The 13,002-nt window shown below is 61.5% G+C and carries 12 protein-coding genes and 1 pseudogene; 6 read left to right on the top strand and 7 right to left on the bottom strand.

The features are described 5' to 3' along the window. Positions 1-72 precede the first annotated feature (72 nt). Positions 73-600, top strand: coding sequence for a GNAT family N-acetyltransferase (locus tag QE453_RS20470; protein WP_077987264.1), 528 nt, complete (start codon positions 73-75; stop codon positions 598-600). Positions 601-630: 30 nt separating this feature from the next. Here the strand turns inward: QE453_RS20470 and QE453_RS20475 are convergent, their stop codons facing one another. The 4 genes from QE453_RS20475 to chpT all read right to left on the bottom strand — a co-directional run bounded on the left by QE453_RS20475 (position 631) and on the right by chpT (position 3,222). Next, positions 631-1,677: an alpha/beta fold hydrolase gene (locus QE453_RS20475; RefSeq protein ID WP_309777859.1), complete on the bottom strand. Its 1,047-nt coding sequence runs from the start codon at positions 1,675-1,677 to the stop codon at positions 631-633. 132 nt (positions 1,678-1,809) lie between these two features. Further along, entirely contained in the window at positions 1,810-1,917 is a 108-nt protein-coding gene (locus tag QE453_RS25295; protein WP_404977898.1) for a DUF6616 family protein, read from the bottom strand. Positions 1,918-1,962: 45 nt separating this feature from the next. Then, the gene (locus QE453_RS20485) at positions 1,963-2,490 is read right to left on the bottom strand and encodes a GNAT family N-acetyltransferase (protein ID WP_142185072.1); all 528 of its coding nucleotides are present in this window, start codon (positions 2,488-2,490) and stop codon (positions 1,963-1,965) included. 84 nt (positions 2,491-2,574) lie between these two features. Then, complete coding sequence (gene chpT, locus QE453_RS20490) at positions 2,575-3,222, bottom strand: histidine phosphotransferase ChpT (protein ID WP_004443377.1); 648 nt, start codon at positions 3,220-3,222, stop codon at positions 2,575-2,577. 252 nt (positions 3,223-3,474) lie between these two features. On the opposite strand from chpT, the gene QE453_RS20495 reads away from it, so the two are divergent. Then, positions 3,475-4,071 (top strand): DUF1134 domain-containing protein, encoded by a 597-nt coding sequence (locus QE453_RS20495; RefSeq protein ID WP_004443378.1) that lies wholly within the window; start codon positions 3,475-3,477, stop codon positions 4,069-4,071. Between the two features lie 287 nt (positions 4,072-4,358). Continuing rightward, complete coding sequence (locus QE453_RS20500; RefSeq protein WP_309777863.1) at positions 4,359-5,609, top strand: hypothetical protein; 1,251 nt, start codon at positions 4,359-4,361, stop codon at positions 5,607-5,609. Positions 5,610-5,845: 236 nt separating this feature from the next. Here the strand turns inward: QE453_RS20500 and QE453_RS20505 are convergent, their stop codons facing one another. After that, the gene (locus tag QE453_RS20505; RefSeq protein ID WP_309777865.1) at positions 5,846-6,700 is read right to left on the bottom strand and encodes an RNA methyltransferase; all 855 of its coding nucleotides are present in this window, start codon (positions 6,698-6,700) and stop codon (positions 5,846-5,848) included. Next, complete coding sequence (locus QE453_RS20510; protein WP_004443384.1) at positions 6,690-7,082, bottom strand: hypothetical protein; 393 nt, start codon at positions 7,080-7,082, stop codon at positions 6,690-6,692. Before QE453_RS20510 ends, QE453_RS20505 begins: the two co-directional genes overlap by 11 nt. Before the next feature lie 38 nt (positions 7,083-7,120). Between QE453_RS20510 and QE453_RS20515 the strand changes: the two genes are divergently transcribed. The 3 genes from QE453_RS20515 (at position 7,121) to rpoH (ending at position 10,259) form a co-directional block, all read left to right on the top strand. Continuing rightward, positions 7,121-8,143: an RluA family pseudouridine synthase gene (locus QE453_RS20515; protein WP_309777867.1), complete on the top strand. Its 1,023-nt coding sequence runs from the start codon at positions 7,121-7,123 to the stop codon at positions 8,141-8,143. Between the two features lie 222 nt (positions 8,144-8,365). Next, positions 8,366-9,190, top strand: coding sequence for a class I SAM-dependent methyltransferase (locus QE453_RS20520; RefSeq protein ID WP_022556821.1), 825 nt, complete (start codon positions 8,366-8,368; stop codon positions 9,188-9,190). Between the two features lie 166 nt (positions 9,191-9,356). Beyond that, on the top strand, positions 9,357-10,259 hold the full coding sequence (rpoH, locus tag QE453_RS20525) for an RNA polymerase sigma factor RpoH (RefSeq protein ID WP_004443393.1): 903 nt from the start codon (positions 9,357-9,359) through the stop codon (positions 10,257-10,259). Positions 10,260-10,686: 427 nt separating this feature from the next. On the opposite strand, the pseudogene QE453_RS20530 reads toward rpoH, so the two are convergent. Next, positions 10,687-12,994, bottom strand: a pseudogene (locus QE453_RS20530) (hypothetical protein). Positions 12,995-13,002: the final 8 nt, after the last annotated feature.

The following is a 13,002-nucleotide window of genomic DNA, read 5'->3' on the forward strand; positions in this document are numbered from 1 at the left end:
TTTTTGTTGACTGCGGGTCGCGGCAGGTCGGCAACGGCGTCCCGCTTAGGCGGAGGCGCCAGAGGACAAAAAATGACGGACACGATCCCCACCCTCGTGACAAATCGCCTTAACCTTCGCCCACCGCGACTGGACGATTTCCCGGCCTATCGTGATTTCATGGCGTCCCCGCGCTCCACCGGCGTCGCCGGACCGCATGATCTTGCCGCCGCATGGGCCATGTTCTGTCAGGACAGGGCATTGTGGTCGTTCTTCGGTCACGGCGCGCTGATGATCGATCTCGCCGAGAGCGGCGAATGCATCGGCCAGGTCGGCATCAATCACGGCCCCCTCTATCCCGAGAAGGAACTGGGCTGGCTGCTTTACGACGGTCATGAAGGCAGGGGTTATGCGGCGGAAGCCGCAACGGCGCTGCGGGACTGGGCCTTCGATACGCTGAAGCTTCCAACCCTCGTCAGCTATGTCGGCGCAGGCAACCGCCAATCCGCCGCTGTTGCGGAGCGAATCGGCGGAGTGCTGGACCCTGTCGCGCCGCGCCCGCTGCCATCAGATCTGGTCTATCGCCATGATGTGCGAAGGGATCGGCATGCAAGGACGTGATCGATAGAGCCGCATTTATGCGGCCCGTCTTTATTTTAAAGCGTCACGCAGAAAGGTCGTGACTGCACCACGGATCTCCTGATGCAGTGCCGCCCTGTCTCTTCCGCCACCGCTTCGGCATATGAATGCTTCATCGGGCGATTCTTCCAGCAGGCGTTTTTCGCCATCTTCCTTGCATATCTGCATGAAACTCAAATGGGTGGCGTCCGGTATCACATGATAGGTGGTCGTCGCCTTTGGCAGAAGAGCGGCGACACGGTCTGAATCGGCTTTGATCGCCGCAATCTCCGGCGTTTCCACGCCAGCGGCCATCACCAGAACCGGAACGTCCACCTGTCGCAACGTCTCAGGCAGAAAGCCCGCAGCCGGGCCCAGATCAAGCGAAACGACAGCGCGAATACGGTTATCATACCTGCTCATTGAGAGGCGCGGATCGGCCTTTCCACCACCAATAATTCCCACCTTGCTTAAGAGCCGGTTGGCTTTGCATTGCGGCGGCAGCGGCGTCACATCGCAACCTTCAAGAGCCAGATCGGCACTATATCTTGCGCCTGCGAGTTCCATCGCGGTCCAGCCGCCGAGCGAATGGCCGATGACTGCGATGCGCCGACTGTCGATGCGCCCGGCAAGCGCCTCATCTTTGAGGAGCGCTGTCAGGACCGTACTGATGGCGCGTGGCCTTTCCCAAAGTGCCACCACCTCGTTTCCCTTCTGCGCCTCGAAATCTTCGCCAGCATGATCGGGTGCGGCGACGACATAACCATCATGCACCAGTTCACCCGCAAGCCAGTTGAGGTTGCGCCAGCTGCCGCCGTAACCATGAGACAGCAGCACAAGCGGGTGAGAACCCGGGGCACGGGAGGCGTCCCGGAGAATATCAAGCCCGAAAAATATGGCGTTCTCGCCGACAGTCTCCGCTTTCCCGGAAGACGTGGTTGGATACCACATTGAAACTGCGAGAGTTTTTCCGCCTTGATCAGCCGGCAACTCAATCTGTTTGAAACCTATGGCCTCTTTGGCGGTCACGCTTGCCGTCAGCGCGAAAAGGAGCATTGCAGCTAGTGCCAGTATGCGCATGTTTGTCTCTCCGTTGGTCTGGACGGAGAAAAGATTGGCTTATCCGATCGCTGGAGAGACCTTGAACACGCTCGTCGTCGTGCTCGATCGTGATCGAGGCCGTCGCGGCAACGGCCAGGTTCACGTGACGGATCAGATCGCCGCAAGCTGCTGGAGATGGCCTGTCATGCCGACACCCTCCCCGCCCGAATTCACCGTATCGAAGTAGTCGTGCCAGCCGCTCTTGGCGGTTGCCTCCACTACTATGAGTCAAAGCCCTTTGTCCGTGCTTTGGACATCGTGGAGTTAGGGTGTCCTGATCCGCTCGAAAAGCCGCACGGGGCTTTCCCGGAAGGTCGTCTCCCGGAATGGGCGGAAGCCAAAGCGGGTGGCGATTGCGAGGGAGGGTACGTTGAGCGGATCGATCATGCACACGATCCGGTTCGATATGCCCTGCGTGTCGAACCAGCCAAGCGCGGCCTGCACGGCTTCGCTCGCCACGCCCTTGCCCGTCAGATCCCTGTCGATCTTCCACATGGCCTCCGGTGCGGTGTCGAAATCCGCGCCATGTCCGCGGCGCATATGGGCGAGACCCACCTCGCCAACGATTCGTCCCGTGGACACTTCCTCGACCACGAAAGGCCCGAAACCGAAGACGGACCAGTGGCCGATGAAACGCAAAAGCCGCGCGAAAGCGAGTTCGGGATCGAGCGGCGCTATTGAGTTCACCCCCGGAATGGGTTGAACCGCCGCGCTCCAGAAAGCGCAATAACGCGCTTCGTCCTCGATGGCATGCGGCCGAAGACAAAGACGCGCGGTTTCGACACGAATCATGAGACCTCCCCTGGAAACGAAAAAGGGCCGGGCGCTGGCAAAACCGGCCCGACCCCTGATGGCATCACTGTCGCATTGAAACGATCACGCCGCGATCGTCTTTGCCGTGAAGACGATACGATCGTCATGCACCTTGTATTCCACCGTCATATTGGCCTCCTCGGCCAGAAGCAGCGTGTAATAGGGCTGAACGGAATGGGCGTCGACCGCCTCTTCCAGCCTGCCCTCGTAGATTTCCACGAACTTGCCCGGCACGCGCATCATCCGGCCCTTGACGGTGATTTCGAACTTGGCGTCGCCATCGGGGTTTTCAAGCAGCACATCCACATTGCCACCGCGCGGTATCGCGCCATAGGCCACGAGGAAGAGGTTGAGCAGCAGCTTGACGCGGTTCTTGGCAACGATGGCGCGCGGGCCGTTCCAGCTGACTTCCGCCTTCTTTTCGGCCTCTGCAAAATCCTTGGCGGCCTTTTCGGCCTCGCCGGTATCGATCGACGCGCCGGCGGAACCGGAAGCACCGAAAGCAAGGCGGGCGAACTTCAGCCGCACGGATGCGTTAAGGGCTGACGTGCGGATGAGATCGAGCGCATCGTCATCCGTGCCGCCCTCGTCCAGCAGTTCGAGGCCGTTATTGATGGCGCCGACAGGAGAAATCACATCATGGCACACACGGCTGCACAGAAGAGCCGCCAGATCGGGACCGGACAGCGTGATATTGAGTTTGCTGGTCATAAAATTCTCTCCTGCGCAAGGGAGGCGCGGACGGTGTGGAAATTGTTAAGCCATAATGACACCATATTTGGTAAACCGATTGTTAATAGGATGGTTTCAAAATGCCAAATGCCTTAACAGGCCACACTGGAGCCCCGTGTATCCGCCAGGATGCGCGAAACATGCTGTAGAACTTTGACTCTGCGCGTCGGCCCTTTCGAAAAACCGATTCGGATTTTCGAACCGATGCGCTAACGAAACAGACGGACGGACATGACGATGCGCCTTAAGAAAACCCGCACCATTGCACGCCTCGGACTGGGAAAGATCGTCGCGCTCCTCGCGAGCCTGCTGATATGGGTCGCACCGGCCGCGGCCCAGAACAGCGATCAATATTCTTTCCAGGAAGTCGTGGATGCAGGCCACGGATTCTTCGGCGAAACCACCGGCGGCCTTGCCAAGGTGGTGGAGCGCGCCTTCCAGCAATACGGTCTTCCGAACGGTTACATTCTCGGCCAGGAGGGCTCCGGCGCCTTCGTTGCCGGCCTCACCTATGGCGAGGGCACGCTTTACACCAAGAATGCCGGCCAGCACCCCGTCTTCTGGCAGGGACCGTCGCTCGGCCTCGATTACGGCGGCCAGGGCACCCGCGCCATGATGCTGGTCTACAATCTGCCCTCGGTTGATTCGCTCTATCGCCGTTACGGCGGCGTCAGCGGCTCCGCTTTCATCGTCGCCGGCGTCGGCATGACCTATCTGAAAAGCAGCGAAGTCACGCTCGCCCCCATCCGCACCGGCATCGGCGCACGCCTCGGCATCAATGTCGGTTACCTGAAGCTCACCCAGCAGCCGACTTGGAACCCCTTCTGATAAGACGGGTTGATAGGACGAGACGGTGCGGCGGATTTCTTCTCCCCGCCGGGGAGAAGGTGGCCCGAAGGGTCGAATGAGGGGGCAACCTTGCCGTATCTCATAACCCTCGCCCCTCATACCGCTGCCGCGGACTTCTCCCCCTCGGGGAGAAGAAACAAGCGGCGAGGTCTCGCCCACGAATTGCCAAAGGGAGACCCCTCCCCGCGGTTGCAATAATAGCGTAACGTGTTTTCGCGCCCCTCTTTCCGAATGCGCGCGTATCTGAGTTTCGGAGACTGTAAAGCGTGATCGAATATGCCATTCTCTTCGGATTGGGTTTTCTCACCGCAACCCTGCTGGCCCTGTTGATCGCACCCGCGATCCACCGCCGCATCGTCGCTTATACGGAAAACCGCATACGCGCGACAATGCCCATCAGCCCGCAGGAAGTCCGCGCCCAGAAGGACATGGCGCGTGCGCTCTACGCCGCCGAAAACGCCAAGGTCCGCCAGGAACTGGAAACGGAGCGGGAAAAGAACACCTCGCTCCGCCTCGCCAACGAGGCCGCTTCCAGCGATGCTTATCGCCTCGGCGAGCAGAACCGCAGCTTTTCCCTGAAGATCGAAGAGTTGACGCTGGAGATCGGCGAATTGCGCGCCGCACTTGACGCCAGCGAAGAGCGCGCCGGCATCATCCAGGCCAACCTCTTGCAACAGGAGCAGGCTGCCAATGAGCGCGCCAGCCAGATGTCCGATCTCACCGCCCGCCTCACCAACCTGACGCGCGAACTCGATGATTCGAAAATCCTCGCCGCCACCCGCGATCTCGAAGCCGAACAGGCCAAACAAAGCGCCACACGCTTCCGAAAGGAAGGCGAGACCGTCACCCGCGAGCTTCAGGATATCGCCAGCCGCAACCGGGAAGCGATGGAAGCCGTGGCGCGCGAAAGCCGCAAGGTAACGAGGCTTGAGGAGCAACTGGCCAGCACCATTGCCAAAAACGCCGACCTCGACACGATGCTGACCCTGCGCAACCAGGAGGTCGCGCGCCTCAAGGAACAGTTGGCCGCAACCGGCGGCCGCAGCAACGACATGATCATCCGCCTGCCGAACCCCGCTGTTCCCGCCGAAAAGCCGGTCGAGCGGCAGCAAGCCGCAGCGCCGACCCCTGCCGCCACGCTCGAAACCGCGCCCGCCATCGAGAAGGACGCACAACAGACGGCAGCCCCAGAGGATGCCACCCCCGCCTCCCCGCCGGAGGAGCCGAGCGCACAGCCGGGCGCATTGGCACCGGAAGGTTCGGAACAGGAAATCGAGGATATCCGCAATCAGGGCACAGCGCTCACCGAGCGCCTGTTGAATGTGCGTGGTACCGGCAATGACGAGCCCATCCGCCGCGAAATCGCGAGGATCGCCGCCGAGATGATCGCGCTGACAGCCGCGCAGGAGGGTGAGGCATCGCCTATTCCGGGGCTGCTGGCCAAGGCGTCTGGTTCATCGGGGCGGGAGAGCCTTGCGAAGCGGGCGAAGGTGGTGATGGAGAAGCGGAAGCGTTAGGTACTCTGTGTATGCCGCTTCACCCCCCTCTGCCCTGCCGGGCATCTCCCCCACAGGTGGGGAGATCGATATGCGGCAAGGTTTTGCCGATATCAACGTTAGAGAATGAAGTGGCGATAGCGCATCTTGCCGATCTCCCTCCTTGTGGGGGAGATGTCCGGCAGGACAGAGGGGGGTAAACCCCACCCACCAAGGCAAGCGTAAACTTCATCCGCAAAGATGGCGTTAAGCACTCCTCACACCCGCCCGATCACCCCCGCCATCTGATAAAGCGCCAGCCCCGAAGCCGTCCCCGCATTCAAGCTATCCAGCTGCGGCGACTGCGCAATCCGCGCCGTATGAAACCGCGACAGCACCGATTGCGGCAACCCCTCGCCTTCCGTGCCGATGACGAGCGCCATGCGTTCAGCGCGGGGAATATCGCGGATTTCGGTCTCGCCACCGGGTGAAAGGCTCCAGATCGCAAAACCGGCTGCCGCGAGCCGCTCCAGCATCTCCACTGCCCCGCCGCCGCGATGATAGGGAACCGACAGCACCGACCCCACGGAAACCCGCAGCGCCTTGCGATAGAGCGGGTCGCAGCACGTCTCGTCCAGCAGCACCGCATCGGCATAAAAGGCTGCGGCGTTGCGAAACATCGCGCCGAGATTATCGTGGTTGGAAATGCCGCAGCCAACGAGCACCAGGGAGGACGCGGGAAGTGCTGCCGTCATCTCTTCCAGGCCGTCATCGCGCACCCGCCGCCCGAGCGCCAGAATGCCGCGATGCAGATGGAAACCGACGATACCATCCAGTACCGGCGCTTCGGCCACATAAACGGGCACATCTTCGGGGAAATCGGAAAGAATATCCGCAACGCCGGAAAGCCGGTTGCGCAGGATCAGGATGCTCTCCGCAGCAAAGGCCCCACCCGCCTTGTGGGCGGCGGCCAGCATGCGCAGCACCACCGTACCTTCGGCGATGAAACGCCCCTGCCGGCCGGTGAGATCACGCTCGCGAATATCGCGAAAGGCGGCAATGCGCGGATCGGCCGGGTCGTCGATCGAGATCAGCGCCCGGCCATCCAGCAGGTTATTGACCTCACTGACCATCAACAGTCACGTCGGCCAGGAACCGGCCGCTGGCGACGTTGAAGACCAGCGCCTTGCGGGTGCCGTTGGCCAGCCGGCCGTAAAACAGCATGTCACCGCCGGAATAGCTGACATTGTCGATCGTGAAGCCCTGCGGCAGGCTGGCGGTGACGGCCATCGGGCCACTACCAGTGGGAACGGCGAGGTTCGGCGCTTCCGTCTGTGTCTGAACGGCCTTCGACGGCCCCATCGCCTTGTAGACAACCGCACCGAAGACAGCCATAAGGCTGATAAACATCACGGAGCCCGACACGATCTGCAAACGGATCATCTTGCGGCGAACTTTTTCCATGGCCGGATCAAGCGGCTTGTCTTCCTGTTCGTCTTGCTCGATCTGCGTCATCGGGTTCCCTGAAATGCTGATGGATCGGAAAAATAAGAATGAACGACCCCTTTAAACAAGGCGGAGACGCAAGGAAAGTCCTGATTGCCGGGGAAGACGCCGAAGGCCGCCTCGATTCCTGGCTGGCGGGCGAAGTGGGCAGCGACTTCTCCCGCAGCCGCCTGAAGGCGCTGATCGAACAGGGCGCGGTTTCCCTCAACGGCAAGCCGGTGACCGAGCCGAAAAAGAAGGTGCATCCCGGCGACCGTATCGAGATCGTCATGCCCGAGCCGGAAGACCCGGAACCCAAGGGCGAGGACATTCCCCTCAACGTGGAATATGAGGATGAAGACCTGATCGTGCTCGTCAAGCCCGCCGGCCTCGTCGTGCATCCCGGCGCCGGCAACTGGACAGGAACGCTGGTCAACGCCCTCATTCATCATTGCGGCGACAGCCTCTCCGGCATTGGCGGCGTCAAGCGCCCGGGCATCGTACACCGGCTGGACAAGGAAACGTCAGGTGTCATGGTCGTTGCGAAGAACGACAACGCCCACCGGCATCTGGCCGCACAATTTGCCGACCATGGCCGCACCGGGCCGCTGGAACGCGCCTACAAGGCCATCGTCTGGGGCCGCCCGCGCACGCTGCGTGGCACCATCGACGCAGCGCTCGGCCGCAGCGTCGACCGCACCAAACGCGCCGTCAAGCACGAGGATTCGGATGATGCCCGCGAGGCAATCACCCATTACGAGGTAGTCGAGCGTTATCACGAGCGGCCGGACGCCACCTGTCTCGCCTCGATGGCGGAATGCCGTCTCGAAACGGGCCGCACCCACCAGATCCGCGTGCACATGGCCCATATCGGCCACCCGCTGATCGGCGATCCCGAATATGGCGCGGCTTTCCGTACCAAGGCGAACCTTCTGGAAGAACCGGCAAAGGGCATCGTCGGGCGCTTTCCGCGCCAGGCACTGCATGCCTATCTGCTCGCTTTCGAACACCCTCGCACTGGTGAGGTGATGGAGTTCGAAACCGAGCTTCCAGAAGACATGGAAGCCTTGGTCGCCGCATTGCGTGCCTGAAAACGCCTGGCGCAGTTCCAAAAAACTGCGCCGCACATTTCGCCGGAAGCTTCGGATAACAAAAAAAGATTAGCGGAACGCGATATTCTGCCAACGGTCCTCTTCATAGACCGCCCCAATTTCGCTTTAATCCTCGCACCTCCTTTGCCTCGCAAAGCCTTGAACCGCCGCACGTTCGAACTGCCTTGAACGGAGCCGGCACGATGACGGGATCGCGTGCGCATGACGATTAAAGACCGCCGGTTTATATTCCAGGAGCTGCGCAGCGTCGAAGGTTACATCGACCCGCCGGATGCGCTCGTCTTCAAGGCACTTCTGCAGGCGCAGACGAAAAGCGCCCTTAGTGGCGGCATCGCGGAAATCGGCGTCTATTACGGTCGCTCCTATTTCCTGCTGCGCAAATTCGCGCAGAGCCAGGAAAAGGTGCTGGGCGTCGATCTTTTCGATCTGGACCCGCCGCAAGACGGCAGCCTCGACCAGTATGAACGCCTGATGGAAAACGGCCGCCGGCTGGGTTTCACAATGGATCGGGACCTTATCATCAAGGGTGACAGCACGCGGCTGACACCAGACGACATCACGTCCCGCATCGGTCCGGCACGCTTTTTCAGTATTGATGGTGGCCATCACCTGCATCACGTGCTGGCCGATGCGAAACTGGCCATGGAGGTGATCGCGCCGCACGGCATCATCGTTTTCGATGACACCTTCAACCCCGCCTGGCCGGAAGTGACGGTGGGTGTCGCCGATTTCCTGCGCACCCACGGCCACAGCCTCGTCTGCTTCGGCATGACGAAATACAAGACCTATGTGTGCCATCGCGAATTTCACTCAATCTATGCGCAGGCCATTGCCATCGATCCGGACCTGCAGGCGCTTGCCCATGTCGAGACGCAGTTCCTCGGCGCGAAGGTGGTGCGTCTGCACAATCCGATGCGCCGACGGGTGATGTACGAGTTGATGGTACGCTCCGGCCTTGGCGGTTTTTCGGAACGAATTTACCGCTCGAAAGTTAAACAGGTCAAAGAAGGGGTCGCCTCGACATAACGCATGTGTGAACGCAGCGTTCGCTTGAAACGCGGCGTGAGCGTACATATCTGTCACATGGGTTCGTGCGGGGTCGGTAACGACCCGCAGCTTACGGCGCGCCTCCGGCGGGTTATTCGCCGATCAAAGAGGGTGCCGTTCCAGACCATAGATAAGGGGGTGCTTTATGGCCCGCAATAGTTTGCCTACGATTACAGCCGGCGAAGCCGGTCTCAATAGATATCTCGACGAAATCCGCAAATTCCCGATGCTGGAGCCGCAGGAAGAGTACATGCTTGGCAAGCGTTATGCCGAGCATGGCGACCGCGACGCCGCGCACAAGCTCGTCACCAGCCACCTGCGTCTCGTGGCCAAGATCGCCATGGGCTATCGTGGTTACGGCCTGCCGATCGGCGAAGTCGTTTCCGAAGGCAATGTCGGCCTGATGCAGGCGGTGAAGAAATTCGATCCGGAACGCGGTTTCCGTCTGGCCACCTATGCCATGTGGTGGATAAAGGCCTCGATCCAGGAATATATCCTGCGCTCGTGGTCGCTGGTGAAGATGGGCACAACTGCCAACCAGAAGCGTCTGTTCTTCAACCTGCGCCGTCTGAAGGGCCGCATCCAGGCCATCGACGATGGCGACCTGAAGCCGGAGCATGTCAAGGAAATCGCGACGAAGCTGCAGGTGTCGGAAGAAGAAGTCATCTCGATGAACCGCCGCCTGCATGGCGACGCATCGCTGAATGCGCCGATCAAGGCGTCCGAAGGCGAGTCCGGCCAATGGCAGGACTGGTTGGTGGACGACCATGACAGCCAGGAAGACGTGCTGATCGAGCAGGACGAACTGGAAACCCGCCGCCGCATGCTGGCGAAAGCCATGGGCGTGCTGAACGACCGCGAACGCCGCATCTTCGAGGCCCGCAGACTTGCCGAGGAGCCGGTGACGCTGGAAGAACTCTCCTCAGAGTTCGACATCAGCCGCGAGCGCGTTCGCCAGATCGAAGTCCGTGCCTTTGAGAAGGTGCAGGAAGCGGTGCAGAAGGAAGCGCTGGAAGCGGCGCGCGCCCTGCGCGTGGTGGATGCGTAAGACAGCCCGCTCATGACGCCAATGCGCTGACCATGAATCATCCTCGGCCTTCGGCCGGGGATTTTTTGTTGGTAAAAGGCGGGCGATAGGAAATGGTCTGCCTCTGAGACCGACGATAGTGCTGGAGGAAAACCGGTAGGAAAAATATCGATGCTTCAGAGGATGCCGCTACCCCCCTCTGCCCTGCTGGACATCTCCCCCACAGGCGGGGAGATCGGCAAGACGCGCTACCGCCGCTTCATCCTCGGCCGTTGAGTTGGTCGAGACCTCGCGGCATATCGATCTCCCTCCCTGTGGGGGAGATGCCCGGCAGGCAGAGGGGGGTGAGCCGCACCCACCAACATCCCCGAAACCCATCACCTGACACAGCAAAGACACCGCCGTAGCCATGTAACGAAAAGGGCGGCCTGAGCCGCCCTTTCAATCCTTATTGACCGCCGGTCGCCGGCGCTGATGCCGCCCATTCGCTGAGCGCCTTGTCGAAAGCGGCGATGCCGTCATTGCCCTTTTGCAGGGTCAGCAGTGCACGACGGCCGTTGCGGTAGGACACCGGAATATCGATCCAGTTGCGGCTCTTCAGAAGCTCCAGATTGGTCTTCATCGCATCCGGGAAGTCGTTGAGCGCGATCATGTGGAAATCGTCGGTGATCTTGGCCGGAACCGCGATCAGCGCGTTGCCGCGATCCTGCTCGGTGCTCTTCATCGCAATACGCTGGACGCTGTCGATCGCGCCGCCCTCAAAGCCGGGCGAAACCGAGAAGACGATTTCGATCAGATGGCTCGCCGGCAGCGACGGATCGGTGTTGCGCTTGAAGGTGATCAGCGCGCTGAGGCCACGGCCGGGAACGGTAATCTGCCCCTGCACGGTAGGCGAAGGCTTGCCTTCGGCATCATTTTCCTGCTGCAGCGACCAGGACACGCTGCCCTGAATGGCGGTCGGAACCGTCTGGCCCAGCACTTCCTCATAAAGGAACATGCGGTCGCCGGAAGCCGCGGCGGCAGGTTGCTGGCCGGCAGGTGCGCCAGTCGGTGTGCCGGCAGGTGCACCTGTATTGCCAGCCGGGCTTTCGCCTGCCGGCGGAGGCGCAACATTCTGCTCGTAGACCGACTGACCTTCCGCCGTGACGGGCTGGCCGTTCGCGCCCGGCGCCTGGCCCTCGTCACGCTCGGTGCCATCGGCCAGAAGCCGCTGGGTGAACTTTGTGCCGGTAACCGAACCATCATCGCCATGCGACTGGTTCGGGTGGTTGTTTGGTGTGGCCGTCGGTTGCTGCTGGCCAGTCGCAGGCGGCTGCTGGGTTGCGGGCGGCGTGGCGGGCTGCGTCTGCGCCGTCTCCGGCGAAGATGTCTGGGTACCACCGTTCTGGGCAGAATTGACCAGCCCGCCGACCATGTCGTTCAGCGCATCGCGGTTCAGCCAGAAGGCATAACCACCGCCGGCAAGCAGCGCCACGCCCACAAGTGCCAGCACCACGGAGGCATAGTTGCGGCGCGGCTTCTTCTTGACCATGTAGGCAGGCGTTGCCGCAGCCGCGCCGAGGCCGGGCGTTTCATCCGAAGACTGGCGGGTTGCGGACGATGCGCCGTCGTAACCGATCAGCTCGTCCAGATCATCCCAGGGCGTACGCTCCCTGTTGTCCTTCGCCTGCGCCTGATCGCCGAAGGGATCGTTATCGGCACGCGGCAGGACGGGGGCGTCTTTGGCGGGAATGGCGATATCCGCATCCTGAAAATAGGACGAGAAATCTTCCACGACGGCCTTTTTCGGAGCGGCCTCCTCGCTCTGCCGCTGCTCGGAAAACTCGTCGCGGGCGCCGAAGAGCTGGAGTCTGGCCGAACCGCTGATCCGCATCGTCCCGCCTTTCGGGATCCAGCGTCACTTCCGGTTCCTGATAATGATGCGCGGGATAATCGGCAACGAGCGGATGCTCATCCGCCTCGGCGCGCCTGTCGGCATAATCGTCCGCCGCGCGCAGGTCCTCGTCCCGCGCCTCATCCAGCTTGCGCCAGTCATCTTCATCCACCGGCTGCGCCCAGTGGGCCGGAACGGACGCATCCTCTGCGAGCGGTGCGGTTTCGAATTCACGATCATGCTCGTCGGCCGAACGATAGGCCGGCTCTTCCTCCGCACGGGTGAAATAGGTTTGATGCACCTCGTCGGAAGCGACGGGCGATACCGGCGCCACGGGCGTGGGCGCCTCATAAAGCTCTTCCGGCTCGGCTTCGCCATGCTGTTCCACGCGCGGCTCTTCGTGTGGCTCAGCGTAAACCTGCTCATCCCGCTCGGCTACGGGCGTTTCACGGCCGGGTTCTTCTTCGGTGGCCTGCTCTTCGTAGACCGGCTCGCGCTCGTCGGCCTCGACGGGGGCGGGCTCTTCATAAACCTGCTCCTGCTCTTCGTGCGTAACAGGCTCGGCGGCATGCGCCGCGCGGTCGTCTTCTTCGATTTCGTGCTGGTGGTAAGGCGCAGCCGCGTCTTCCGCGACGGGGGAGAACGCGTCATCCTCCTCCAGCGCCGGAAGCGCCTCGGCATATTCGCTGTCCACCTCGGCAATGGCGGCGTCCAGCTTGGCGATCTGCCGGCGCAACAATTCTTCCGGCGGCCGTGGCTTCATATTCTCGAGCTGGCGCACAACCGCACTGCGCGCCTTGTCGTAAACCTTCGCCCGGTTTTCGGGAGTATTGTTCGCCAAGCCATCCACGGCCTTGCGAATGACTGCTACAAAATCCGCCATAAGCACTT

The organism is Agrobacterium sp. SORGH_AS_0440 (genome assembly GCF_031453135.1).
In the GTDB taxonomy this organism is placed as follows: Bacteria; Pseudomonadota; Alphaproteobacteria; order Rhizobiales; family Rhizobiaceae; genus Agrobacterium; species Agrobacterium pusense.